The sequence below is a fragment of the Tessaracoccus zhenghani genome (genome assembly GCF_054552775.1).
In genome coordinates this window covers 3,000,446-3,024,863 of the sequence record NZ_CM137275.1, presented here as the reverse complement: position 1 = coordinate 3,024,863, position 24,418 = coordinate 3,000,446, and the positions used below count along the sequence as shown (strand labels likewise).

Here is a 24,418-nt window from a genome sequence, read left to right as displayed (position 1 = left end):
ATACACGAGAGCCGGTGTGCGGAGACTTCCGCACACCGGCTCTCTGTGTGCCGTCAGCCGAGCAGCGACTCGACGATCGCCGCGGCCGGCGCAGCGCGCACGCCGTCGGTGTTCATCCCGCACCACAGGGGCGTGAAGTCCGTGCGGCCCTGAGCCTCTGCTGCTGCGCGCAGCGGGGCCAGGGGCCCGGCCGCCAGCGGGAACGGAGGAACCGCCTCGGGGTATTCGCCCAACTCCAGCACGAGCCGGTTGGGGATCCCCCGCGCGGGCCGGCCAGTGAGCGCCGTGGTGATCACGGTGTCGTGCGGACGCAGGATGGCGTCGCGGTGCATCGACGACGTGGTGGTCTCATCGGCCAGCAGGAACGCGGTCCCTGCCTGGACCGACACCGCCCCCGCGGCGAGCGCCGCCTGCACGTCGGCGGCCGTCGTGATGCCGCCGGCCGCGATGACCGGGCAGGTGACCGAGCCACGAACCGCGCGCACCAGCTCCAGGGTGGGCAGGTGCAGCGACAGGTCGTCCGACAGGAAGTTGCCCCGGTGCCCGCCTGCCTCGATGCCCTGGGCGATCACCGCGTCCGCCCCGTGTTCCACGAGCCAGCGCGCCTCATCGACGGTGGTCGCGGTGCTCACGACCACCGCGCCCCAGGCCTTCACCCGGCGCAACAGGCCCTCGTGGGGCAGGCCGAAGTGGAAACTCACGATGGGCGGCGCGAAGGGCTCGATGGCGTCGCAGATGTGTGCGTTGAACGGCCGGCGGGCGGCCCCGCCGCCGCTCTCGGCCACCCCGTACTCCTCGCGGTAAGGGGCGAGTGCCGCGAGCCAGGCGTCCTCCCTGACCGGATCCGGCTGGGGCGCATGGTGAGCGAAGAAGTTGACGCTGTAGGGCACGTCGGCGCCCTCCAGCACGGTCAGTTCGGCGGCCAGCTCGTCGTCGCTCAGCATGGCCGCAGGCAATGAGCCCAGCGCACCGGTGCGTCCGACCGACAACGCCAGGGCACTCCCCTGCACACCCGCCATGGGCGCCTGCACGATGGGGAGGGTGGGCAGCATCACTGCTCCAACAGACCCAGCGCGATGCCGTCGAGGATGTCGGTCTCGCTCACCAACACGCTCCCGCCGGGGACGCGGCTGGAAATTTCGTCGAGGATCAGGCCGCCCGCGCCGATCACCGCTGCGCGCAGCGGATGCATGCAGGGTTCTTCGGCCGTCACCGCAGCCGGCTGAGTGAGCCAGTGGTTGAGGATGGCTTCGATGTCGCCCCGGGCCAGGACCGTTTCGTGCACCGACTCGCGGTGATAGGTCTCCAGCCCGAGCTTGGCCGCCGCGAAACTGGTGACCGTACCGGCGACACCCACGGCAGCAGCGAGCGACCCGAAATCCACGCCCGCTCCGTCGAGTTGCTCCGCGATGAACGTCCGCGCCGCCCGGATCTCCGCCGCCGACGGCGGGTCGCCGGGCAGGAAACGCTCCTTCAAGCGCACCGCACCCATGTTGACGCTGACGGCGGACACGATGGTCGGCCCCTCCCCCACCACGATCAGTTCCGTGGAGCCGCCGCCGATGTCGAACACCAACGACGGTGTCTGCACGTTCACGCCGCTGAGCACGCCCAACGTGGAGAGCTGTGCCTCCTCGGATCCCGAGATGACGTCCACCCCCACGCCCAGCCTGTCGCGCACGTTCGCCTCGAACACAGCACGGTTGCTCACGTCACGCGCGGCCGAGGTGGCCACGAACCGGACGCGGTCAGCGCCGGCCCCGGCGATGATCGCGGCGAACTCCTCGAATATCCGGTTGGCGCGTTGGAGCGCATCCGGGTGGAACTCACCGGTGGCGTCGACGCCCTGGCCGAGCCGGGCGAGGCGCACCTCGCGGGCTAGTTCGGTGAGCGCGCCGTCGGCTCCCCTCCGGAGGATCAGCAGCCGGATGGAGTTGGTGCCGCAGTCCACCGCGGCGACGGTCGTCATTCGCCCTCCAGGCAGGGGGCGCGCCAGAAGTCGCCGAGCGCCGCCACGGCCTCGTCGCCGAGGGGGTTGACGCCGGGACCCTTGGCCAACGAGTGCCCGACGAGCACGTGCAGGCACTTCACACGGGTGGGCATGCCGCCGGCGCTTATTCCCTCGATCTCCTCGACGTGACCCAGCGTCTCGCGGTCTGCCAGGTAGGACTCGTGCGCGCGCTGGTAGGCGAGGGCGAGTTCCTCGTCGGACGCCAGCCGCTCAGTCATCTCCGCCATCAGCCCGGAGGCCTCGAGAGTGGAGGTGGCCGACGTGGCCCGCGGGCAGGTCAGGTAATAGGTGGTGGGGAACGGCGTGCCGTTGGGCAGCCGCGGTTCGGTTTTGACGACGCCCGGCTTGCCGCAGGGGCAGCGCCACGCCACCTCGGCGACACCGCGGGGCTCGCGTCCGAGTTGCGCCTCCACGATGGCGAGGTCTTCCTGCGTCGGCCCGCTCATGCCTACTCCTCCTCCGCCGGGGTGTCCGTGAGCTTCACGGACGTCCACATCTTCTCGTACCACTCGCCCTGTAACTCGGGCTCCTGCTCCGTCATGGTGGCCCCTTCGAGCGGGTTGCCGTCGGCGTCGATGACGCGGTAGCCCACCTCGCCCGGCATCACCCAGCCCAGCCGGACCCGGGCGATGGAGCGAACGTATTCGGGATCTTCCCAGCGCTCCAGCTGGTCCTCCATGTCCGCGATCCTGTCGCGTTCCGCGGCGATCTCCGCCCGGACTGCGGCCAGTTCCTGCGCCTGCGCGAAGTAGACGCGCAGCGAATGGGCGAGCACCAGGCCGATCCCGGCGATGACGACGAGGAGGACGGCGAGCCGCCAGGTGGCGGTCATGGCCCGGCTGGCGCGCGGTTGCGCCGCGGGCCGTGCGCTCATCGCCCTCGACACCTCCTGCTCGGGAAGCGGCTCGACGTGCGGCTTGCGGCTGCGTTCACCCGGGCGCGCCGACGTGCGCGACCTCGGGGTGCCGCGGCCGGGGCCGGGATTGGCCTGCCTGGAACGGGGTGATTGAGCCACCCGCCCAGTCTGCCGTATGTCCTTCCGGGCACCGGAATCGACTCGCGTGTGCCCCAAAGACAAACGGCCCCGGAGTAGCAGTGCTACTCCGGGGCCCTTGTGTCACTTCAGGTGATCAGCCCTGGAAGCGGGGGAACGCCGAGCGACCGGCGTAGACAGCGGCCTCGTCGAGGTCCTCCTCGATGCGCAGCAGCTGGTTGTACTTGGCGACGCGGTCCGTACGAGCCGGGGCGCCGGACTTGATCTGGCCACAGCCCAGCGCAACGGCGAGGTCTGCGATGGTGGTGTCCTCGGTCTCACCGGAACGGTGCGACATCATGGTGCGGAATCCGTTGCGGTGGGCCAGGTCCACAGCGTCGATGGTCTCCGACAGCGAGCCGATCTGGTTGACCTTCACCAGCAGCGCGTTGGCGGTGTCGGTGTCGATGCCGCGCTGGAGGCGGGTGACGTTGGTGACGAACAGGTCGTCGCCGACGAGCTGGACCTTGCTGCCCAGACGCTCGGTCATGAGCTTCCAGCCGTCCCAGTCCTCTTCGTTCAGCGGATCCTCGATGGAGACCATCGGGTAGGCGTCGACGAGTTCGGCGTAGTAGTCCACCATCTGCTCGGCGGTCTTCTTCTCACCCTCGAAGACGTACGAACCGTCCTCGAAGAACTCCGAGGCGGCCACGTCGAGCGCGAGCGCGATGTCGGAACCGGGCTCGAAGCCGGCCTTGCGGATGGCGTCGACGATCAGGTCGAGCGCGGCGCGGTTGGAATCGAGGTTGGGAGCGAAGCCACCCTCGTCGCCGAGGCCGGTGTTGAGCCCGCGCTCCTTGAGGACAGCCTTGAGCGAGTGGTAGACGGCGGCGCCCATTTCGACGGCCTCCGCGAACGACTCTGCGCCGATCGGGGCGACCATGAACTCCTGGATGTCGACGTTGGAGTCTGCGTGCGACCCACCGTTGAGGATGTTCATCATGGGAACGGGGAGGATGTGGGCGTTGGGGCCACCGACGTACTTGTACAGCGGCAGGCCGGACTCCTCAGCGGCGGCGTGTGCCACGGCGAGAGAGACGCCGAGGATGGCGTTGGCACCCAGCTTGGCCTTGTTGTCCGTGCCGTCGAGCTCCAGCATCGCCATGTCGACGATGCGCTGCTCCGTGGCGTCGAGGCCGAGGATCTCCTCGCCGATGACCTCGGTGGCGTTCTTCACGGCCGTGAGGACGCCCTTGCCGCCGTAGCGGCCCTTGTCGCCGTCGCGAAGCTCAACGGCTTCGAAGGCGCCGGTGGAGGCACCCGACGGGACAGCGGCGCGACCCTGCGCGCCCGACTCGAGCTCGACCTCGACCTCGATCGTCGGGTTGCCGCGGGAGTCGAGAATCTCGCGTGCCTGGATGAATTCGATGGATGCCATTTAAGGTCCCTTTCAAAAAGTCGTCTCTCGGGCCCAAGCCTAGCTGTAACCGGTTCGGTCTCCCGCGCCGGGGCAGCCGGGATTCAGGCCCTATTGATGGGTGGTGGGTTCAGTGGCCCGGATCTGGGCTTCGAGGCTGCGGAGCGCCTGCCGGGCAGCGGCGTCCGCGTCGATCCCGTTGGCCTGGGCCCGCGCGATGAGCGCGAGGATCTCCCGCCCTACGGTGTCCTCGTCGATGGGTTCGGAAGGCAGTTCGATATCCACTGCGTGCGAACGGGTCCGCGAGACCACTTTGTGGGCCCGGCCGATCACGCTCAGCGATTCGGCGATGCCGTCGAGGGCGGAGGTGCGGCCCTTCTCAGCACGCTTGCGTTCCTCCCAGTTCTGCCACATGTCCTGCGGGATCTCCGCATCGCCGAACACGTGGGGGTGGCGGCTGATGAGCTTGTCCGAGATGCCCCGGGCCACGTCGTCGAGCGTGAAGCGGCCCTCGTCCGTGGCGATCTGGGCGTGGAAGTACACCTGCAGGAGGAGGTCGCCGAGTTCCTCCACCAGTTCGGTGTCTGACCCGGCCTCAACCGCGTCCACCACCTCACAGGCCTCTTCGATGAGGTGGTTGAGCAGCGAGCGGTGGGTCTGTTCGGCGTCCCACGGGCATTTCACCCGTAGTTCCGCCATCACCTGGCGCAGTCGCTCCAGCTCTGAGGTCACTGGGGCGCGACGACCGGTTCCGACAGCGAGCCCGAAGTGTTGAGCAGCTGCTGCGTCCAGGGCTCCCACTTGCCGTAGCGGGGGTTGAGCTGCACGTCGAGGTTGTTGGCGGCCTCCTCGACGAACTGCGGCTCGAGCTGGCCGAGCATGGTGGTCTTGACGTTGGCGAGGGCCAGGGGCTTGCAGTCCTCCACCGAGAAGAGCTGCTCCGAACCCTGCGCGCTCTGCGCACCTGCGGCGCGGAGGTCCTCCTCGGAGATCTCAGCACCGAAGGAGTCGAACAGGCCGCCCAGCAGCAGCGTGCCGACGACACCCTGGCGACGCAGCTGGTCCGGCGCCACCTGCAGCGCCTCGGCGCAACCGTCGACGATCTGGGTGACTTCGCTCTCCGTGTACCGGTTGCCGTCCACGACCAGCGCGGTGCCGGCGGTGGGACTGCAACCAGCCAGGAGACCGACGGCGGCGACAGCGGCGACGGCGGGCGCGAGACGCGTGAACTTCATCTGGGTCCTCTCGAACTACGGGGGTGCACAGGCACCTCGCTCAGCCTACCGCAGGCCCGCGGTCCCGAAGCCGACCGGCCCTGGGCCTCGGGGCTCAGGCGAACAGTTGGGTCAGCAACGTGGTGACCCAGGTGAGGTGGTCGCCATCCGGTTTCGGCACGAGGATCTGTTCGTTGGACGACTTGATCACCGAGCCCGGGTACAGGCGGTTGAGGCGCAGCTGCTTCGATTCCGGCAGCGACAACGGCGAGAGGCGGATCACCTTGCCCTGCGGCACGATCTCCTGGATCCCGTGCTCCCGGGCGAGGTTGCGCAGCGCCGCCACCCCGAGCAACTGCTCGACGGGGGGCGGCAACTCGCCGTAGCGGTCGAGCAGTTCGGCGCGCACGGCGTCGATGTCTGCCGCCGTGCGGATCTCGGCGATCTGCTTGTACATCTCCAGCCGCAGCCGCTCCGAGGTGATGTAGTCGTCCGGGAGGTGCGCGTCGACGGGGATCTCCACCCGCATCGTCGGCTCCGGCTCCGTGTCGACGCCGCGCCAGTTGGCCACGGCCTCGCCGACCATGCGCAGGTACATGTCGAACCCGACGCCTTCGATGTGGCCGGACTGGTCCTCGCCCAGGAGGTTGCCGGCGCCGCGGAGTTCGAGGTCGCGCATGGCGATGGCCATGCCGGAGCCCAACTCGGTGTTGGCGGCCATGGTGGCGAGCCGTTCGTGGGAGGCCTCCGTGAGCGTCTTGTCCGCCGGGTAGAGGAAGTAGGCGTACCCGCGTTCCCGGGACCGGCCGACGCGTCCTCGCAGCTGGTGCAACTGCGACAGGCCCATCTTGTCGGCGCTGTCGATGATGAGGGTGTTGGCGCTCTGGATGTTCAGGCCAGATTCGACGATGGTGGTGCAGACCAGCACATCCGCGCGCCGCTCCCAGAAGTCCTGCATCACCGCTTCGAGCCGGTGCTCGTTCATCTGACCGTGCGCCGTCGCGATCCGCGCCTCGGGCACCAGCTCCCGCAGATGCGCAGCGGTCTTCTCGATGGTGCCGACGCGGTTGTGCACGAAGAACACCTGACCCTCGCGGGCCAGCTCGCGGCGGATGGCAGCCTTGACCTGCCCGTCGTCGTAGGGGCCGGCGAACGTGAGCACCGGGTGGCGCTCCTCCGGCGGGGTGGCGATGACGCTCATCTCGCGGATGCCGGTGATGGCGATCTCGAGCGTGCGCGGGATGGGCGTGGCCGACATGGACAACACGTCGACGTTGACCCGCATGGACTTCAGACGTTCCTTGTGTTCAACGCCGAAGCGCTGCTCCTCGTCGATCACCACCAGGCCGAGGTCCTTGAACTCGATCTCCTTGCTGAGGAGCCGGTGCGTGCCGATCACCACGTCGATGCGGCCGGAGGCCAGGCCGTCGATGACCTTCTTGGCCTCAGCGTCGGTCTGGAACCGCGACAACTGTGCCAGCTGCACAGGAAAGCCCGCGAAGCGCGACGCGAACGTCTGGTAGTGCTGGGTCACGAGCAGCGTGGTGGGCACCAGCACCGCCACCTGTTTGCCGTCCTGGACGGCCTTGAACGCGGCACGCACGGCGATCTCCGTCTTGCCGAAGCCGACGTCGCCGCAGATGAGGCGGTCCATGGGCACGAGCTGCTCCATGTCGTGCTTCACCTCGGTGATGGCGGAGAGCTGGTCGTGGGTCTCGACGTAGCTGAAGGCATCCTCCAACTCGCGCTGCCAGACGGTGTCGGGGCCGAACGCGTGGCCCTTGGTGGCCTGGCGGGCGGCGTAGAGCTTGATGAGCTCGGCGGAGATCTCCCGCACCGCCTTGCGGGCCTTGGCCTTGCGCTTGGTCCAATCGGCCCCGCCCATCTTGTCGAGCGTGGGGGCCTCAGCGCCGACGTAGCGGCTCAGCTGGTCGAGCTGGTCCATCGGCACGAACAACCGGTCTCCGGGATGGCCGCGCTTGCTGGCGGCGTATTCGATGACGAGGTAGTCGCGGGTGTTGCCCTGCACGGTGCGCTGCACCAGCTCGACGAACCGGCCAACGCCGTGCTGCTCGTGCACGACGGGGTCGCCGGTCTTGAGCTCGAGCGGCTGGATGGTGGGCTTGCGGCGCTGGGGCAGCTTGCGTTGGGTCCTGTCCAGCTCGACCTGACCGGTCAGTTCGCCGGCGGTGATGACCTCCAGCTTCGGCCCTTCGGCGCGCCAGCCATGACGCTGCGGCGAGAGCACGACGGTGACCCGGCCGGCCGGCGGAGCCTCAGCCAGGTCGTCGATCGAGGCGGCGATCCCCGCCTCGCCGATCAGCTCCACGAGGCGGGTGGCCAGACCCTGGCCCTCCACTGTGAGCACGACCTTCCAGCCGTCGGCCAGGCGCGTCCTGATGTGGGTGACGGCGGCGTCGGTGTCGCCGCGGAAGCCCTCGCCAGCGGTGATGTCGAGCGAACGGGAGTGCACCGAGGCGGCTTCGGGGACGGCGGGGCCGTCCTCGTCGACGCCGGGGGCGGCCATGAAGGGCGACAGCGACCACCAGCGGTGGCCGGATTCCAGCGCATGCTGGCGGACGTCGCCCAGAGCCCAGTAGGCCGAGGCGCCGAGGTCGATGGGCGAGCTGCCACCGCCGGCGGCGGCCGCCCAGGAGGCTTCGAGGAATTCCTGGCTAGTGGCCACGAGCTCGGCGGCGCGGGTGCGGATCAGCTCCGGCGACGCGGCGAGGATCAGCGAACCCTTCGGCAGCACGTCGACGAGCAGTTCCAGCCCTTCGACGAGCACCGGGATGAGCGCCTCCATGCCCTCCACCGCCTGGCCTTCGCCGACGCGGGTGAGCATGTCGGCCAGTTCGGGGTGGGCGGCGGCAAGCCTCTTCGCCCGTGTGCGCACCGCCGCCGTCAGGAGCAGCTCGCGGCAGGGTGGGGCGACGACGACGGTCGCGGTGTCTCCGGTGGAGCGCTGGTCCGCGACGGTGAAGTAGCGGATCTCGTCGACCTCGTCGCCGAAGAAGTCGACGCGCACCGGGTGGTCCGCGGTGGGCGGGAAGATGTCGACGATGCCGCCGCGCACGGCGAACTCGCCGCGTCGCTCCACCATGTCCACGCGGTTGTAGGCCGCGCCGGCGAGGTCCGCCAGCAGCGTGCCCAGTTCGTAGGTCTCCCCCAGCGCGATCCGCACCGGCGCCATGTCCGCCAGGCCCTTGACCTGCGGCTGCAGGACGGATCGGACGGGGGCCACGACCACCTTGGGCGCGGGTTCCTCGGCGTGACCGGCCAGGCGACGGAGTACGGCGAGACGACGGCCGACGGTGTCGGCGCGGGGCGACAGCCGCTCGTGCGGCAGCGTCTCCCAGGCCGGGTAGTACTCGACGGCGTCCTCACCCAGGTGGCCTGCGAGCTCGCTGGTGAGCTGCTCCGCCTCGCGATAGGTGGACGTGATGAGCAGCACCGTGCGGCCACTCTCCTCCGCGATGGCGGAGGTCAGGAACGGGAAGAACGATCCGACGGTGGTGACGTCGAGCGTGGTCACTCCGGAGCGTCGGGCGTCGGCGAGCGTGTACTGGAATCCCTCGGATGCCTCGAGAGCCTGGAGGAGGCCTGGATACTTCACGGTGTCAATCCTTCCACGCCACCCGGCCCCGGCCGACGACGGTAGGCCTGCGTTACGAGTTGAACTTGTTCTGGGTGACGACGAGGCCCTCGCGCACGAGCGACTCCACGACGTCGGCGGCCACCGCCGCATCGACCCGCATCTCGTCGAGTTCCTTCGGCTTCAGCTTGGCCAGCACGTAATCCGCGGCGGACTGGCGGCCGGGCGGACGCCCGATCCCCACCCGCACCCGGTAGAAGTCGCCGGTGCCGAGGTGCTGACGCATCGACTTGAGGCCGTTGTGGCCGTTGTCGCCGCCGCCCAGCTTCACGCGCAGACGACCAGCGTCCAGGTCGAGCTCGTCGTGGATCGCGATGATGTGACCCGGCTCGATCTTGTGGAACGTGGCGATGGACCTGACGGCCACGCCGGACAGGTTCATGAACGTGGTGGGACGGACCAGGACCAGCCTGACCGGTTCCTGACCGCGCAGGGTCACGGTCGCGATCTCGGCCTTCTGGCGCGAATTCAACGAAAAGGAGGAGCCGTAGCGGTCTGCGAGATCCGCTACGGCCCAGAACCCGACGTTGTGCCGGGTGATCTCGTAGGCCGGGCCCGGGTTCCCGAGCCCGACCACGAGAAAGGTGGAACTGGTCACTCCGCGGAGTCGTCGCCCTCAGCGGCCTCTTCGCCGGCGGTCTCTTCAGACTCGGACTCGACGGTGGGCGCGTTGACGGACAGGACGAGCGCATCGGGGTCTCCCGTCGCCTCGACGCCCTCAGGCAGCTTGACGTCGGAGACCAGGATCTGGTCGCCGATGACGAGGCCGTCGAGTGACACGTGGAGCTCCGTGGGGATGTCGGTGGCCGGCGCGAGGACGGTCAGCGTGGTGAGGTCCTGGTTGATCAGCGTGCCGCGCTCGGCGTCGCCGACGAGGACCAGCAGCACCTCGACCTCGACCTTCTCGCCGGCCTTCACCAGCAGGAGGTCGATGTGGTCGATCAGGGGACGGATCGGGTCGCGCTGGATCTGCTTGACGAGCGCGAGCGAGGGCTTCTTGTCGCCGTCGATCGAGATCTCGAGCAGTGCGTTGGAGGTACGCAGCGCGAGGTAGGTCTCCTGCGCGGGCAGCGCCAGGTGGACGGGATCCATGCCGTGGCCGTAGAGGACGGCGGGGGTGCCACCCTCGCGGCGGAGGCGGCGGGCAGCGCCCTTGCCGAACTCGGTGCGGGTGGTGGCGGACAGTTGGGCGTCAGCAGCCATGGGGTGAACTCCTCAAGCTCTCAGGTGAATGGTGCGCATGCAGGCGCCGAGCGAGAAGCGAGCTAGTCGATGACGGACCCGCATGAGTCCCTCGCCAGGCAACCCGGCAAGCCTACCTCACCCCTGGAGTCCTCAAGAAATCACCTGGCTCAGGCGCGAGTGTGAACCGATTCACGCGACACCTTCCAGGACGACGAGTACAAGTTCGGCAGCCTCGCGCACCACGACGCGGGCGTCCGTCGTCGCGCCATCGAGCACCACCTCGACTGCATCGAGGTGATGAACCAGACCGGCTCCCAGGACCTCAAGATCTGGCTGGCCGACGGGACCAACTACCCAGGTCAGGGCGACCTGCGCCGCCGCCAGGACTGGCTGGCCGATTCCCTCGCGGAGATCTACCGGCACATCGGCGAGAACCAGCGCCTCGTGCTGGAGTACAAGTTCTTCGAGCCGTCGTTCTACCACACCGACGTGCCGGACTGGGGCACCTCGTACGCCCACGCCTCCGCCCTCGGTGAGCGCGCCTTCGTTTGCCTCGACACCGGCCACCACGCCCCGGGCACCAATATCGAGTTCATCGTCGCCCAGTTGCTGCGCCTCGGGAAGCTGGGGTCGTTCGACTTCAACTCACGCTTCTACGCCGACGACGACCTCATCGTCGGAGCCGCGGACCCGTTCCAGCTCTTCCGCATCCTGTGGGAGGTCAAGCGGGGCGGCGGATTCGACGCCGAGAACGGCGTGGTCTTCATGCTCGACCAGTGCCACAACATCGAGGACAAGGTGCCGGGACAGATCCGCTCCGTGCTCAACGTGCAGGAGATGACCGCCCGCACCCTGCTGGTCGACACCGACGCTCTCGAGGCGGCCCAGGAGGCGGGCGACGTGCTGGGCGCGAACGCCGTGCTCATGGACGCGTTCTACACCGACGTGCGGCCGGCGCTGGCGCAATGGCGGGAGAGCCGGGACCTCCCGGCCGACCCCATGAAGGCGTTCGCCGACAGCGGCTACCTCGCCAAGATCGCCGAGGAGCGCGTCGGCGGTGCCCAGTCGAGCTGGGGAGCCTGACCCCATGAATGCGGTCATCTCGGTCGACCTGGGCGCCACCAGTGGACGGGTCGTACTGACACGTTTCGACGGCGGGCGCGCCGAACTGACCGAGGTGCACCGCTTCTCCACTGCCGCCCACAGCACCGACTCCGGGCTCCGGCTCGACGTCGTGGCCCTGTTCGATGAGATCCAGACCGGCATCGGCCTGGCGATGGCGGCGGCCCACGGGGACGTGGCCGCCGTCGGCATCGACTGTTGGGCCGTCGACTACGGCCTCTTGAATGAGGAGGGGCTGCTCGACCTCCCGTACAACTACCGCGACGAGCGCACCGCTGAAGGCCGCGCCGTGGTGGAGGCGGTCATTCCGCACCGGGAGTTGTACTCCCGCACCGGGCTGCAGGACGTGGTGTTCAACACCATCAACCAGTTCGGGCACGACCTCTCAACTGGCCGGCTCGAGCGGGCCACCGGCTTCCTGATGCTGCCCGATCTGCTGGGCTTCTGGCTGACCGGGCGGGCGGTCGCCGAGCGAACCAACGCTTCCAGCACCGCGCTGCTCGATCCACGCACCGGCCGGTGGGACTGGGCGGTGATCGACCGGCTGGGACTGCCGCGCCGCATCTTCCCGGAGCTGGTCGAGCCCGGCACCGTGCTTGGTGACATCATCACAGGTGCCGCCGCCGGCATCCCGCTCGTCGCGGTGGGTTCGCACGACACTGCCTCCGCCGTCGTGGGCGCCCCGCTAGAGGACGACGGCGACGTGTTCATCTCGTCCGGCACCTGGTCCCTGGTCGGCATGGAATTGTCGGCGCCGGTGTTGACCGAGGAGTCACGGCTGGCGAACTTCACCAACGAGGGCGGGGTCGACGGCACCGTCAGATACCTCAAGAACGTGATGGGCCTCTGGGTCATCTCCGAGGCGATCCGCCACTGGGACTCGCAGGGGCACCGCCACTCCCCCGCCGCCCTGGCGCAGGCCGCCCGCCGCGTCACGGACGCGCCCGTGTTCGACGTCAACCACCCCTCACTTCTCCCGCCTGGCAACATGCCGGCCCGGGTCAAGGCGCTCCTGGGAGGCGACGAACGTCTCGACGACCCCGCCTTCTTCACCCGCTCCGTCCTCGAATCGCTGGCCGCCGCCTACGCCGACACGATCGCGGAACTGGCGCACCTGACCGGCCGCCGGCCGCGCCGCGTCGTCATCGTCGGCGGTGGCTCTGCAAACACCCTCCTGAACCAACTGACCGCGGACCGCACGGGGCTGCCCGTACTTGCCGGGCCCGTCGAGGCGACCGCCATCGGCAACTCGCTCATCCAGGCCCGCGCCGTCGGCCTGCTCCACGGCTCCCTCTCCGAACTGCGAAAGATCTCGATGATGTCCACCGACCTGACCTCCTACCAACCCTCCCCCGAGCGGCCCGTCGGCCTGTTGCGTGAGATCGTGACGCTGTCCAACGAGTTCGGCGCCGACCCGGCCTTCACCCGGGCGGGCGGCGGCAACTCGTCGGTGAAGTCCGGCGGCGTGCTCTGGATCAAGCCCAGCGGTGTCTCCATGGCCACGCTCAGCACCGACGACCTGGTGCCGCTCGCCGTCGACGTCCTCAACGGCGCCCTCGCAAGCCCGGATCCGGACCCCGCGCTCGGCGACCCGGTCAACCACCTGGCCACCCTGGCGAGGCTCGACGACGGGCCCCGCCGGCCGTCGGTGGAGATCCTCTTCCACGCCCTCATCGACGACACGTTCGTGCTGCACACCCACCCGCTGCTCATCAACGCGGTGACCTGCAACGCCGACGGCGAGGAGCTGACCCGCCGGCTGTTCGGCGATCAGGTCCTCTGGGTGCCCTACGTCGACCCCGGCCTGCCGCTGGCCAGGGAGATCGCCGCACGCCGCGCCGCCTACACGGAGCGCACCGGCCGGCCCGCCCCCACCACCACGTTCCTCATGAACCACGGCCTCATCGTCTCCGGCGACGACCCGGACCAGGTGCGCAGCGAGAGTCACCGCGTCATGCGACGGGTGCAGCAGGCCGTGGATGCCGCCACCGGCGGTCTGCCCGCGGTCGCCGAAGCATTCCGCGCCGCAGTGGGCGCCGAGTTCACGGCGCTCGACGCCAGCACGATCGCCACGCAGTTCCCGCTCACCGAGGCCGGCGCCCGCTTCCTCCACGAAGGTCCCCTGATTCCCGACCAGATCGTGTACGCGGGTTCCTTCCCCGTGGTGCTCAACGAGGGCGACGACGCAGCCGAGGCAGTCCGCCGGCATCGCGAGCGCCACGGGGTGGACCCCGTCATCGCCGTCTCCCCGGGGCTTGGGGTGGTTGCGGTGGGAGCCGACGAGAAGCAGGCCAGGACGGCGCTCGAGGTCTACGTCGATGCGCTGACCGTCGGCCAGGCCGCCACGGCCCTCGGCCGTGTGCGGGCCCTGGACGAGCGGGAGCGTCGATTCATCGAGAACTGGGAGGCGGAGGCCTACCGCAAGCAGGTCGCCACCGAGTAGCTCCTTTCTCAGTCGGCGGCGAGCGCCTCCGTCGGGGGCGCGCTGGCCGCCTTCTGACCGGGCAGCAGCGAGGCCAGGACGGCCGCCACCAGACAGACGGCGATGAGCCCGGCGGTGTAGAGCGCGTCGATCGAGAAGTGCAGCTGGACGTTCTCGCCCGGCATCATCAGGAGCGTCGACGACACCCCCAACCAGCCGAAGAACATGCCGGCCACGAGCCCGATGAGCACCCCCACCCCGACGAGGGCGAGGGCCTCCACCAGCAGCATCCAGCGCAGGCCGGAGCGCTGCATGCCGAGGGCGCGGAGCAGCGCGGACTCGCGCTGCCGCTCGATCACCGACAGGCCCAGCGTGTTGCTGACGCCCACCAGGGCGATGATCATCGCCACGCCCAACAGGCCCGTCAGCACGATCAGCATGACGTCGAGCACCTGGTTAAGCACCAGGATCGCGCCGGCTCCGGACGCGCCGAAGAAGGCGTCGGGCACCGTCTCCAGGACCTTGATCACCTGGTTGATGGCCTGCAGGTCGCCGCGGTCCTTCAAGGTGATCCAGATCTCGCGCTCCACGGGGTCGCCGGCCAGTTGCTCCAGCGTGGCCGTGCTCACCGAGGCCTGGTAATACTCGAGGCCGGCGCCCGTAACCACCTTCAGCGTCACGTCGCCGTTGGCACCGGGCAGGGTCACCGTGTCCTGGCCCTGGGCGAGCAGACTCCCCTCCGAGACGACCACCTCGCCGTCCTGCGGATGGGCGTCCTCGGCGATGCGCTTGCCGAGTTCCCGCAGCAGGCCATTGCGGTCGAAGGCCACCACGTCGTTGTCCAACTGTTTCGCCGGCAGGGTCCGCACACCCGCGACACCCTCCATGCCCTCGAGGCGTTCGATGAGGTCGGCCGGCACCTCATCGTCGGCGAACGAGACGGTGAAGTCGACGGGGTACGTGGCGTGGATGGATTCCGTGCCGGAGGTGCGGGCCGTCGCCAGCGCCACCTGCAGCGTCACGATGAGCCCGACGGCGAGCATCAGCGCGGTGGCCGTCGCCGCGGCGCGCTTGGGGTTGCGGGCGGCGTTGGTGAAGGCGAGTCTGGCCGTCGGACCCGTCCTGCCGAAGACGGCGCCCAGCAGCTTCAGCAGCGGCGGGACGAAGAACGGGGCCGCCGCGAGCACCGCGACCGTCAGGAACGCGCCTGCACCCACGGCCCACAACACGCTCCATTCGGTGTTGATGCGGCTCATCACGACGAGGAAGACGCCGATGGCCGCGGTGAGGGCCACGAGGATGGTCCGGATGAGGCCGGCCCGCCGTGCCTGGGCTTCGGTCGGCACAGCCTGCAGCGCCTCGAGCGGTTTCACCCTCGACGCCACGATGGCGGGCGCGATGGCCGAGATCATGGTGGCGGCGACGCCTGCGAGCAGCGCGATGAGCAACTCGCCCCAGCGCACGTCGAGGCCCCAGTAGAGCGAACCCGTGATGGAGCCGCCGATCAGGGCCACGCCGAAGCCGAGCGCGATGCCCAGGACCGAGCCGACGACACCCAGCAGCAACGACTCCACGACGATGCGTCCCATCACCTGACCCGGCGAGGCGCCCACGGCCCGCAGCAGGCCCACCTGCCGACGGCGCTGCGCCACGAGGATGGCGAAGGTGTTGGCGATGGTGATCATGCCCACGAGCAGCGCGACGACGCCGAAGGTCTGCAGCAGGTACGTGAAGATGTCGAACTGGTTCGTGAGGTCGTCGAGCTGCGTCTGCCGCTCGGCGTCCGCCGTCCGCACGGTGATGTCGGGGTCCAGGGAGGCCGCGGCCTCGGAGACGCCGTCGAAGGCGTCGGCGGCGGAGGCCCGGTCGTCGAGGACCAGTGCGTAATCGGTGCTCACGTACTCCGGGCCGAACTGCAGGTAGCCGACGGTGGACCACAGGGAGGCGGGGTCGTCGGTCGCGCCGACGATGGTGAAGGCGGTGGCGGAATCGTGGTCCGGCGAGACCGAGTCACCGATGTCGGCGCCCAGCGAATCGAGGCCGGCGCGCGACAGCACGATCTCCTGCTCGGAGGTGGGCCACCTGCCGTCGACCAGTTCAGACCACTGGAGGTCTGCCGGCGGCACGCTGTACAGCATGCTCACCTCTGACCTGTCGCCGAAGTTGAGGATGGTGGACTGGCCGAACGGCACCTCGTGGACGGCGCGCACCCCGTCGACCCCCTCGAGGGTGTCGACGAGCTCGGGCAGTTCGAGGCCCAGCGTCGTGACGAAGAGGTCCGCGTTGGCCAGCGGCATGGTGGTGGACTTGCCGAGCGCCGTCTGCTCGGAGTTGACGAAGACGGAGATGGCCGCGATGAAGCCCACGCTGATGGCGATGGCGATGAGGGTGGCCACGAACCGGCCGGGATGAAGCCTCAGTTCAGAGACGGCTTGACGCCACATCAGGCCACCGCCTGCTGCAGGAAGGAGCTGACGCCCTCGGCGGTGGGCTGGGCGATGTCGGCGACGATGCGGCCGTCGAGCAGCATCAGCGCCCGGTCGGCGTACGAGGCGGCGCGCGCATCATGGGTGACCATGATGATGGTCTGCCCGTGCTCCTGCGAGCAGAGCTGCAGGTATTCGAGCAGCGCGGTACCGGTCTTCAGGTCCAGTGCGCCGGTGGGTTCATCGGCGAAGATCACCTCGGGGCGGGTCACCATGGCGCGCGCGATGGCGACGCGCTGCTGCTGGCCGCCGGAGAGCTGCGATGGGCGGTGGGTGAGGCGGTCGCCGAGGCCCAACGACGCGACGACCTGCTGGAAGAACGGGCGGTCCACCCTCTTGCCGGCCAGTTCGAGCGGCAGCAGGATGTTCTGCTCGGCGGTGAGGGTGGGCAGGAGGTTGAAGCTCTGGAAGACGAAGCCCACCTTGTCGCGACGGATGCGCGTCACGCTCTTCTCCGGCAGCCGCGCCAGGTCGTCGGTGCCGACGAACACCGAGCCGGACGTCGGACGGTCGAGGCCCGCCATGCAGTGCATGAGGGTGGACTTGCCGGAGCCGGACGGACCCATGATGGCGGTGAAGGAACCGGGCTCGATGCTCACCGAGACGTCGTTGACCGCGACGACCTGCCGGTCGTCGGAACCGTAGACCTTCGTGAGGTGGTGGGTGCCGCACGCAGGATGCGAGGCGCGCTGGGATTGCGTCATGGGGTGTCCTTCCAGAGGTTTCGCCGACCAACCTATTGAGGCCGCCGCACCCGGGGAATCCACCCCACGTCCCGTCTCGCACGTCGCAGGTATGAGGCCCCGGTCAGACCAGGGTCGTGGAAGACCCCGAGGCAGCCGAGGGTGCGCGGTGGGCGTGTAACAATCTTTCGTGTTTTCGTGAGAGATGGAGTCTATTTCGTCCCGTCCGGGCCCATAGTGCTAACTCAAGGACGGTTCACCCGGCCTGGATGAAAACGGGATAGGGTCAATCAACGGCCGAAAGGACAGGTAATGCCGGAAAGAAACACGCAGCGATCCTGCGTTGGCTCGCCTCCAGTGGCGCGACAGACATCAGCCTGAGCTGCCAGGAGTCGTCGTTATCCGGCTCCGTGGTTCTGGACCGCTGCCTGACGGAAGTTCCTTTCGCCTGGCTGGTGGAGTTGGCCGTTCACTGTCGCCTCCACCTCGCAGTCGATCACTGTGACCATTCAGCGGAGGCCGCCAAGCGGTTCGCCAACCTGGCCGTGCTCACCCACCGCATCCGGCTCGACGGAGGCCCCGGCGCCGGCGCGCAGGTCTTCTACACCGCGCCCCCCGTCACGGACCCCGATGACCTGCCGTCAGGCGCCCCAGCCGTCCTGGCACCTCGCGGCACCTACGCCGAGCGGCTCGCCGTGGCGCTGGCGTCACTCCCGGAGCCGTCGCCCCTCACTCTGAGCCGCTGAACCGGGACGTACCCTTCACAACGCAACGGGAGGACCTCAGGCCTGGCCACCGAAAAGCGATGTGACGGAACCGTCGAGGAACACCGCGTCGATCGCCTTGGCGATCAGCGGGGCGATGGACAGCACAGTGAGGTTCGCGATGGGCTCCGGCGTGCGGAGTGGCAGCGTGTTGGTCACGATGATCTCGTCGATGCCGGAGGCGTTGAGGCGCTGGGCCGCGGGGCCGGAGAACACGGCGTGCGTGGCCGCCGCGATGACCTGCTTGGCACCGCGTTCCTTCAGCGCCTGGGCAGCTTGTGCGATGGTGCCGGCGGTGTCGATCATGTCGTCCACGAGGAGGCAGATCTTGCCTTCCACGTCGCCGACGACCTCGTGCACGGCGACGGTGTTGGCCTTGTTGGGGTCGCGGCGCTTGTGGATGATAGCCAGCGAGCAACCGAGGTAGTCGGTCCACAGGTCAGCCAGGCGGACGCGGCCGGCGTCGGGAGACACGATGGCCATCTCGGAGGTGTCGTACTTCTCCTGGACGTACTCGCTGAGCACGGGCAGACCCCAGAGGTGGTCCACCGGGCCGTCGAAGAAGCCCTGGATCTGGGCGGCGTGCAGGTCCACCGACATGATGCGGTCCGCGCCGGCGGCCTTGTACAGGTCTGCCACGAGGCGCGCGGAGATGGGCTCGCGGCCCAGGTGCTTCTTGTCCTGGCGGGCGTAGGGGTAGAACGGGGCCACCACGGTGATGCGCTTGGCCGAGGCCCGCTTGAGCGCGTCCACCATGATGAGCTGCTCCATGATCCACTCGTTGACCGGAGCGGTGTGCGACTGGATGACGAACGCGTCGCAGCCACGGACGGACTCTTCGAACCGGACGTAGATCTCGGAGTTGGCGTAGGTCAGAGCGCGGGTTGGCACCAGCGGGCAGCCCATCAGGTTCGCCACCTCCTCAGCGAGCTCGGGGTAGGCGCGCCCGCTGAACAGCATCAGGTGCTTGTCGTTCTTGGCGATCTGGTGGGACATGTGGCTCAGGCCTTCTTTTCTCGGGACTCGATCACTGCCGGATGGATGGTGCCGTCGCTTTCAGCCGCTGCTGCGGCCTGCTTGGAATCCGGACGACCGCGGGTCATCCAGCCCTCGACGTTGCGTTGCCTCCCCCGGGCCACGCCCAACGCGCCCGCAGGCACGTCGTCCGTGATCGTAGACCCAGCGGCCACCAGCGCGCCAGCGCCGACGTCGACGGGTGCCACCAGGACGGAGTTCGATCCGACGAAGGCGGCCTTGCCGACGTGGGTGGTGGACTTGTGGACGCCGTCGTAGTTGGCGAAGATCGTGCCGGCCCCGATGTTGGCCCCTTCGTCGACGATGGCGTCGCCCACGTAGGACAGGTGCGGGATCTTGGCACCCGCCCCGATCTGCGCGTTCTTGGTCTCGACGAAGCTGCCGATCTTGCCGTCGTCGCCCAGGATCGTGCCGGGCCGGAGGTAGGCGAAGGGCCCCACGGTGGCGCCCCCACCGATCACGGCGAACGATCCGTGCGTGCGGATCACTTCCGCGCCGGAACCCACCTCGACGTCCATCAGGCTGCTGTCGGGGCCGATGATGGCACCCTCGCCGATGGTGGTGGCACCCATCAGGATGACGCCGGGGTGGAGCAGCACGTCGGGCGCGAGGTCCACGTCGACGTCGATGAAGGTGGACGCCGGGTCGATCATGGTGACGCCCTTGAGCATCCACGAGTCCCGGATGCGGCGCTGCATCTCCTGGTTGATGCGGGCCAGCTGGATGCGGTCGTTGACGCCCTCGGTCTGCCAGACGTCGTCGACGAGGTGGGCGCCGACCCGCTGCGACCGCTCGTGACAGAACTTCACGACGTCCGTGAGGTAGCGCTCGCCCTGGTTGTTGTCGGTCTTGAGCGATGCCAGGCCCTCGCGGAGGCTGGCCGCGTCGAAGACGTAGATACCGGAGTTGATCTCCGTGATGGCGCGCTGTTCCTCCGTGGCGTCGCGGTCCTCGACGATGCCGGTGACCTCGTCGTCCTCGCGGATGATGCGTCCGTAGCCCGTGGGATCCTCGACGCGCGAGGTCATGACGGTGACGGCGTTTCGGCGGCCACGGTGGACCGCGACGAGTTGCCGCAGCGTGTCGCCGGCCAGCATCGGCACGTCGGCGTAGGTCACGACGACGTCGCCCTCGATGTCGCCGAGGCCGGCGAGCCCGCACTCCACGGCATGCCCGGTGCCGAGCTGTTCCTCCTGAACAGCGGTGGTGAGCTGCTCGGACAGCTGCTCCAGATGGGCCACCACCTCTTCGCGCTGATGCCCGACGACCACGACGAGTCGCTCCGGGTCCAGCGCGGCCGCGGCCGACACCGCGAAGCTCAGCATGGGTTTGCCGGCCACTTCGTGGAGGAGTTTGGAGGTCTTGGACTTCATCCGCGTCCCGCCACCCGCGGCGAGCACGATGACCGCCGCGACCTGCGCGAGCTCGTTGTCAGTGTTGGACACCAGAATTTCCCTTCGACGACGGCCAGGGGGCTCACCCCAGAAACTACCAGCCCGGACGCATGGCACGACACGAAACGACGGGGGCTCCGCGCAGGTACCGTCGGTGACGTTCCAGGCGACCGAGCACGACGTGATGGACACCCGCACGGCCTTGCTGGTGGTTCCGGCGGGCACATGCCTGGCTAACGGCTCGAAGATTGCTGCGATGACTACCGCGCATTGCGGCACCGGCTCAGGTTCCTCACGTTTTCGTGGGGCAGGAGGTCATCTCTCCTGATGCGCGGGGCCGCGGTACTCCCTGACCAGCTCGTGCACCCCGTCGAGTACCTCGACGGGACGGAAGGGCCGGATCTTCAGGCTCTCCCGGGTCTCGATTCCCGTCAGCACCAGCACCGTGTGCAGCCCGGCTTCCATGCCGGCGACGATGTCGGTGTCCATCCGGTCGCCGATCATGCCCGTCTCCTCCGAGTGGGCGCCGATCTTGTTCAGCGCCGACCGGAACATCATGGGGTTCGGCTTGCCGACGACATAAGGTTTCAGGCCGGTGGCTTCGGTCATCAGGGCCGCGATGGCGCCGGTGGCCGGAATGATGCCATCCGGGCTCGGGCCCGTGGCGTCGGGATTGGTGACGACGAACCGGGCACCTGCCGCGATCAGCCGGATGGCGGTGGTCACCTGCTCGAACGAGTAGGTGCGCGTCTCCCCCACGATCACGAAATCCGGGTTTCGGTCCGTCATGATGAAGCCGCGCTCGTGCAGTGCCGTGATGATGCCTGCTTCGCCGATGACGTAGGCGGAGCCGCCGGGCTTCTGCTGGGACACGAAATCGGCCGTAGCCAGCGCCGACGTCCACAGCCGCTCCTCCGGAACGTCCAGGCCGGAGGCACGGAGGCGGGCCGCGAGGTCGCGGGGCGTGAAGATCGAGTTGTTGGTGAGGACGAGGAACTCGGTGCCGTCGGCCTTCCACTGCTCGATGAGTTCGATGGCTCCGGGCAGCGCGACGTTCTCGTGCACCAGCACGCCGTCCATGTCCGTCAGCCAGCTCTTGATGTCTTTACGCCCTCGCATATCTGAACCCTAGCGAAGCGCGACGACTGGCCGCGTGGATCATGGTCAGCGCAGTTTCCCAGGCATGAAAACTATTGACATGGCTCACGCCTCAGATGAGGCTGGCCCTTATGCGACCGGCCACGTCGGCCGGCTCTGCGTCCAAAGGGGATCTCATGAAGTTCCGCAGCGTCGCTCTAGCCTCAGCCACCCTCCTCGCACTGGTACCCGCCGGCATGTCCCAGGCGGCACCGCCCGACCCAGGCCCCACTGTCCTGCAGGACGGGCTCATCACACCACTCCACCTCGCCGTGGGCCCAGGCGGCACTGTGGCCATCTCACAGTCGTTCGCCGGGATGCTGACAACTGTCCGCAAGGGTGAGTCCACCACCGTGTACTCCTCCCCCGGATGGGAGGTGGGCGGTGCGGACTATCGCGGCAGCACCTTGTACTTCCTAGAGAGCGTGGGCGCAGGCCCATTCGACCCGAGCCCCATGGTGGGCACCCTGAAGGCCATCGACGCGGCGGGCAATGTGACCACCATCACGGACCAGATCGCACAGTATGAGATGGACAACAACCTCGATGCGGACGTTCAATACGGCTTGTCCGCTGCCGACGCTGTGGCAAATCCCGACTGTGTCGCCGAGCTGGGAGAAGTCGGATTCCCCGCCAGCTACACCGGCGCCGACGTCGAAGTGGACTCCCACGCCTACTCGCTCGCAGTGCGCGGCAACACCGCCTACGTGGCAGACGCCGGCGCGAATGCCGTCCTGGCCATCAACCTGAAGACCGGCAGCATCAGCACCGTGGCAGTCCTTCCCCCACAACCCGCGGAGATCACGGCCGAAGCGGCGGAGACGCTGGGAGTGCCGTCCTGCGCCGGCCTCGAGTACGCCTTCGAAGCGGTGCCGACCGATCTTGAGTTCGGGCCCGACGGCATGCTGTACGTCGGCCTGCTTCCCGGTGGACCTGAAGACCCGAGCCTCGGCGCCCGCGGCTCGGTGCATCGCATTGACGTCGCCAGTGGCCACCACGAGCTCTACGTCGACGGCCTCATGACCCCCACAGGTCTGGCTTTCGACGGCGACGGCAACCTGTACATCGCGTCCCTGTTCGGCGAGGGCATCTACCAGGTCGATGCCGATACCCGGGCGGTGAGCCTCTACGAGGCGCTCCCGATGGCGGTTGACGTTGAAGTCAAGGGATCGACGCTCTACGCCACCACCAAGGCCCTCTTCGACCCTCCGCAGGGCGAACTGATTTCGATGCGTTTGCGTTGATCGGCGGTTGCGTTGGTCACCGTCATCGTCGACGGAAGGAGAGGCCGGTTCCCACTGGGGGCCGGCCTCTCGGCCGGGCGGCGACTCGTACTGGCGCGGTGCCGCTTGGCGCGGAACCATTCCCGCCGTCCGCGTGCCAGATAGTCGCGCTGCGTTCGAGGAGTTCATCCAGGCTGTAGTTGTTTCCGTCTGCCTCGGGTGTGCAGGGTGATGCCTTGGCGGAGGCCACGAGTTCGCGCAGCAGGTGTCTTCGGTGTTGCCTGGGTCTTCGGGCCGGGTCGACATGCCGGGGTGGGGCGAACCATGGCATCCCGGTGACCGGATCCAGGTGGACCTGCCACTGCGATTCGGCTGACTGTTGCGGATCTGGCTCCACCAGCCGGTGGTGGTGCGGACACAACAGCACCGCGTTGTTGATCGACGACTCGCCGCCTGCCCACCAGGGGACGATGTGGTGCGCCTCACACGAAGCTGGGCTGGCGGTGCAGTGGGGGAACGCGCAGCCCCCGTCACGGAGAACAAGGGCGGCGCGGATGGCGGGGGTGAACAGCCGATGTTCGCGGCCGACGTCGAGGGGCTGGGAGCTGGTGCCGAGCACCATCGGGATCACGCCCGCGTCGCACGCCATCCTGCGGGCCTCGCCAGCCGTGATGCTGTCGACGTCGAGGCCGGGCAACCCGACCGTCCCGAGGCCGGAGGCCAGGGTGTCGAGGTGCATGGTGATGTGGACCCGCGGCCGGTCTCCGCCATGGGCCGGAAGCTCGCCGGACGCGGCAGCGGCCTGGACCAGCAGCACCAGGGCGTCGGCGCGGCGTACATCCGGCCCGGGCGTCTCGCCCGCATCCGCGTAGGAGGAGGCCGACGGCAGCAACGCCTCCAGCTGCGCCGCCAGCAAGGCGGCATCCGCCACGGGCAGCAGGCCGGTGATCCGGATCGAGCCGTGGTAGTCCGGCGAAAGGCGCAGGAACCTTCCCCTGCGAGCGGCCCGCTCTTCGGCCGCCAGGCGTTTCGCTTCGTCGGCGTCCGCCAGGTCAGGATCGATCACCTCGGCCAGCCGCGACGCCAACTCCCGCAACTCGGCGGGCCCCAGGGTGTCGACGTGTTCAAGGACCGACTTCTGGCACTCCACCAGGTCTGCGCGGGTCAGCCTGCCGGGCAACTTCCGCAGCCCCGAGACGATCGCCTCGGCCTGCGCCAGCGAAATGACCCCGTCGTTCAACGCCGCCGCGATCAGGGGAAAGCGTTCCCCCAGATCCATGGCCAGTTTCAGCGACGCGGTGGACTGCGCCGTGGTGGTGCGCACCGACTGCCTCGCCCCGTCCACCGTCGCGTCGTCGGCGGCGAGCCGGGCCTCATGGAGCAGGTGCAGTTCCAGGCCGGCCAACTGCGCCTTCGCCTGTGCCACCTGATCGACCAGGCTCAACCGCCTGGTTGAAGACACCGCGGGGTCAGCCCTCAGGGCGGCAGCGGCGTGCCAGAGCGCTGCGATGCCCTGCTGCACCAGATCCCCCACGTCGCTCATGTGAGCTATTATATACGAGCATAGGGTCACTATTGGACGTTTAGTCAGGAGCTCTCGCACTATCCACGCCGGTCCGGCCGCCGCCGAACCGCCGTGGGCCGCACGTCCACAGCCGTGAGCCATTGCTCCCGGCATGCCGGGATGCCTACGATGC

General features: G+C 68.6%; 20 protein-coding genes. 4 read left to right on the top strand and 16 right to left on the bottom strand.

All coding sequences use genetic code 11. The annotated features are described in order from the left end of the window. Nucleotides 1-53 precede the first annotated feature (53 nt). From ACX1DX_RS14170 to ACX1DX_RS14125, 10 genes are all read right to left on the bottom strand, one after another. Nucleotides 54-1,052, bottom strand: a complete 999-nt coding sequence (locus tag ACX1DX_RS14170) for an NAD(P)H-dependent flavin oxidoreductase (RefSeq protein WP_459397106.1) — start codon at nucleotides 1,050-1,052, stop codon at nucleotides 54-56. Continuing rightward, the gene (locus tag ACX1DX_RS14165) at nucleotides 1,052-1,969 is read right to left on the bottom strand and encodes a Ppx/GppA phosphatase family protein (protein WP_459397105.1); all 918 of its coding nucleotides are present in this window, start codon (nucleotides 1,967-1,969) and stop codon (nucleotides 1,052-1,054) included. The genes ACX1DX_RS14170 and ACX1DX_RS14165 overlap by 1 nt, the downstream gene beginning before the upstream one ends. Next, nucleotides 1,966-2,457 carry a DUF501 domain-containing protein gene (locus ACX1DX_RS14160; protein ID WP_182762187.1) on the bottom strand — a complete coding sequence of 164 codons (492 nt, stop codon included), beginning with the start codon at nucleotides 2,455-2,457 and terminating at the stop codon, nucleotides 1,966-1,968. Before ACX1DX_RS14160 ends, ACX1DX_RS14165 begins: the two co-directional genes overlap by 4 nt. A gap of 2 nt (nucleotides 2,458-2,459) precedes the next feature. Continuing rightward, on the bottom strand, nucleotides 2,460-3,026 hold the full coding sequence (locus ACX1DX_RS14155; protein ID WP_158069043.1) for an FtsB family cell division protein: 567 nt from the start codon (nucleotides 3,024-3,026) through the stop codon (nucleotides 2,460-2,462). Nucleotides 3,027-3,141: 115 nt separating this feature from the next. Beyond that, nucleotides 3,142-4,422: a phosphopyruvate hydratase gene (gene eno / locus ACX1DX_RS14150; protein WP_459397104.1), complete on the bottom strand. Its 1,281-nt coding sequence runs from the start codon at nucleotides 4,420-4,422 to the stop codon at nucleotides 3,142-3,144. Nucleotides 4,423-4,512: 90 nt separating this feature from the next. Then, complete coding sequence (locus tag ACX1DX_RS14145) at nucleotides 4,513-5,100, bottom strand: nucleoside triphosphate pyrophosphohydrolase (protein WP_459398225.1); 588 nt, start codon at nucleotides 5,098-5,100, stop codon at nucleotides 4,513-4,515. Nucleotides 5,101-5,129: 29 nt separating this feature from the next. Continuing rightward, nucleotides 5,130-5,636 carry a hypothetical protein gene (locus ACX1DX_RS14140; protein ID WP_459397103.1) on the bottom strand — a complete coding sequence of 169 codons (507 nt, stop codon included), beginning with the start codon at nucleotides 5,634-5,636 and terminating at the stop codon, nucleotides 5,130-5,132. A 94-nt stretch (nucleotides 5,637-5,730) separates the two neighbouring features. After that, nucleotides 5,731-9,231: a transcription-repair coupling factor gene (mfd, locus tag ACX1DX_RS14135; protein WP_459397102.1), complete on the bottom strand. Its 3,501-nt coding sequence runs from the start codon at nucleotides 9,229-9,231 to the stop codon at nucleotides 5,731-5,733. A gap of 52 nt (nucleotides 9,232-9,283) precedes the next feature. After that, nucleotides 9,284-9,868 carry an aminoacyl-tRNA hydrolase gene (gene pth / locus ACX1DX_RS14130; RefSeq protein WP_459397101.1) on the bottom strand — a complete coding sequence of 195 codons (585 nt, stop codon included), beginning with the start codon at nucleotides 9,866-9,868 and terminating at the stop codon, nucleotides 9,284-9,286. Next, the gene (locus ACX1DX_RS14125; RefSeq protein ID WP_076059989.1) at nucleotides 9,865-10,473 is read right to left on the bottom strand and encodes a 50S ribosomal protein L25/general stress protein Ctc; all 609 of its coding nucleotides are present in this window, start codon (nucleotides 10,471-10,473) and stop codon (nucleotides 9,865-9,867) included. Before ACX1DX_RS14125 ends, pth begins: the two co-directional genes overlap by 4 nt. Before the next feature lie 279 nt (nucleotides 10,474-10,752). Between ACX1DX_RS14125 and ACX1DX_RS14120 the strand changes: the two genes are divergently transcribed. Beyond that, on the top strand, nucleotides 10,753-11,538 hold the full coding sequence (locus ACX1DX_RS14120; protein ID WP_459397100.1) for a hypothetical protein: 786 nt from the start codon (nucleotides 10,753-10,755) through the stop codon (nucleotides 11,536-11,538). Nucleotides 11,539-11,542: 4 nt separating this feature from the next. Further along, nucleotides 11,543-14,020: an FGGY-family carbohydrate kinase gene (locus ACX1DX_RS14115; protein WP_459397099.1), complete on the top strand. Its 2,478-nt coding sequence runs from the start codon at nucleotides 11,543-11,545 to the stop codon at nucleotides 14,018-14,020. A gap of 8 nt (nucleotides 14,021-14,028) precedes the next feature. Here the strand turns inward: ACX1DX_RS14115 and ACX1DX_RS14110 are convergent, their stop codons facing one another. Next, nucleotides 14,029-16,443 (bottom strand): ABC transporter permease, encoded by a 2,415-nt coding sequence (locus ACX1DX_RS14110; protein ID WP_459397098.1) that lies wholly within the window; start codon nucleotides 16,441-16,443, stop codon nucleotides 14,029-14,031. Next, entirely contained in the window at nucleotides 16,443-17,189 is a 747-nt protein-coding gene (locus ACX1DX_RS14105; protein ID WP_459397097.1) for an ABC transporter ATP-binding protein, read from the bottom strand. The genes ACX1DX_RS14110 and ACX1DX_RS14105 overlap by 1 nt, the downstream gene beginning before the upstream one ends. A 389-nt stretch (nucleotides 17,190-17,578) precedes the next feature. On the opposite strand from ACX1DX_RS14105, the gene ACX1DX_RS14100 reads away from it, so the two are divergent. Beyond that, entirely contained in the window at nucleotides 17,579-17,914 is a 336-nt protein-coding gene (locus ACX1DX_RS14100) for a hypothetical protein (protein WP_459397096.1), read from the top strand. Nucleotides 17,915-17,950: 36 nt separating this feature from the next. Here the strand turns inward: ACX1DX_RS14100 and ACX1DX_RS14095 are convergent, their stop codons facing one another. The 3 genes from ACX1DX_RS14095 to ACX1DX_RS14085 form a co-directional block, all read right to left on the bottom strand. Beyond that, the gene (locus tag ACX1DX_RS14095) at nucleotides 17,951-18,928 is read right to left on the bottom strand and encodes a ribose-phosphate diphosphokinase (RefSeq protein ID WP_076060027.1); all 978 of its coding nucleotides are present in this window, start codon (nucleotides 18,926-18,928) and stop codon (nucleotides 17,951-17,953) included. A 5-nt stretch (nucleotides 18,929-18,933) separates the two neighbouring features. After that, on the bottom strand, nucleotides 18,934-20,412 hold the full coding sequence (gene glmU, locus ACX1DX_RS14090) for a bifunctional UDP-N-acetylglucosamine diphosphorylase/glucosamine-1-phosphate N-acetyltransferase GlmU (protein WP_459397095.1): 1,479 nt from the start codon (nucleotides 20,410-20,412) through the stop codon (nucleotides 18,934-18,936). 264 nt (nucleotides 20,413-20,676) lie between these two features. Further along, complete coding sequence (locus ACX1DX_RS14085) at nucleotides 20,677-21,480, bottom strand: HAD-IIA family hydrolase (protein WP_182762232.1); 804 nt, start codon at nucleotides 21,478-21,480, stop codon at nucleotides 20,677-20,679. 155 nt (nucleotides 21,481-21,635) lie between these two features. Here ACX1DX_RS14085 and ACX1DX_RS14080 point away from each other — a divergent pair, with 155 nt between their 5' ends. Next, a complete protein-coding gene (locus tag ACX1DX_RS14080; RefSeq protein WP_459397094.1) occupies nucleotides 21,636-22,742 on the top strand; it encodes a ScyD/ScyE family protein in 1,107 nt (368 codons plus the stop codon). Between the two features lie 22 nt (nucleotides 22,743-22,764). Here the strand turns inward: ACX1DX_RS14080 and ACX1DX_RS14075 are convergent, their stop codons facing one another. Continuing rightward, nucleotides 22,765-24,264: an HNH endonuclease gene (locus tag ACX1DX_RS14075; protein WP_459397093.1), complete on the bottom strand. Its 1,500-nt coding sequence runs from the start codon at nucleotides 24,262-24,264 to the stop codon at nucleotides 22,765-22,767. Nucleotides 24,265-24,418: the final 154 nt, after the last annotated feature.

What these genes read in the sequence shown, in the direction of transcription:
- ACX1DX_RS14165 (WP_459397105.1), bottom strand. Translation starts at nt 1,969, where the DNA reads ATGACGACCGTCGCCGCGGTGGACTGCGGCACCAACTCCATCCGGCTG.
- eno (WP_459397104.1), bottom strand. Translation starts at nt 4,422, where the DNA reads ATGGCATCCATCGAATTCATCCAGGCACGCGAGATTCTCGACTCCCGC.
- ACX1DX_RS14085 (WP_182762232.1), bottom strand. Translation starts at nt 21,480, where the DNA reads ATGCGAGGGCGTAAAGACATCAAGAGCTGGCTGACGGACATGGACGGC.
- ACX1DX_RS14105 (WP_459397097.1), bottom strand. Translation starts at nt 17,189, where the DNA reads ATGACGCAATCCCAGCGCGCCTCGCATCCTGCGTGCGGCACCCACCAC.
- ACX1DX_RS14145 (WP_459398225.1), bottom strand. Translation starts at nt 5,100, where the DNA reads ATGGCGGAACTACGGGTGAAATGCCCGTGGGACGCCGAACAGACCCAC.
- ACX1DX_RS14125 (WP_076059989.1), bottom strand. Translation starts at nt 10,473, where the DNA reads ATGGCTGCTGACGCCCAACTGTCCGCCACCACCCGCACCGAGTTCGGC.
- ACX1DX_RS14095 (WP_076060027.1), bottom strand. Translation starts at nt 18,928, where the DNA reads ATGTCCCACCAGATCGCCAAGAACGACAAGCACCTGATGCTGTTCAGC.
- ACX1DX_RS14115 (WP_459397099.1), top strand. Translation starts at nt 11,543, where the DNA reads ATGAATGCGGTCATCTCGGTCGACCTGGGCGCCACCAGTGGACGGGTC.
- ACX1DX_RS14110 (WP_459397098.1), bottom strand. Translation starts at nt 16,443, where the DNA reads ATGTGGCGTCAAGCCGTCTCTGAACTGAGGCTTCATCCCGGCCGGTTC.
- ACX1DX_RS14080 (WP_459397094.1), top strand. Translation starts at nt 21,636, where the DNA reads ATGAAGTTCCGCAGCGTCGCTCTAGCCTCAGCCACCCTCCTCGCACTG.
- ACX1DX_RS14075 (WP_459397093.1), bottom strand. Translation starts at nt 24,264, where the DNA reads ATGAGCGACGTGGGGGATCTGGTGCAGCAGGGCATCGCAGCGCTCTGG.
- ACX1DX_RS14120 (WP_459397100.1), top strand. Translation starts at nt 10,753, where the DNA reads ATGAACCAGACCGGCTCCCAGGACCTCAAGATCTGGCTGGCCGACGGG.
- ACX1DX_RS14160 (WP_182762187.1), bottom strand. Translation starts at nt 2,457, where the DNA reads ATGAGCGGGCCGACGCAGGAAGACCTCGCCATCGTGGAGGCGCAACTC.
- ACX1DX_RS14170 (WP_459397106.1), bottom strand. Translation starts at nt 1,052, where the DNA reads ATGCTGCCCACCCTCCCCATCGTGCAGGCGCCCATGGCGGGTGTGCAG.
- ACX1DX_RS14140 (WP_459397103.1), bottom strand. Translation starts at nt 5,636, where the DNA reads ATGAAGTTCACGCGTCTCGCGCCCGCCGTCGCCGCTGTCGCCGCCGTC.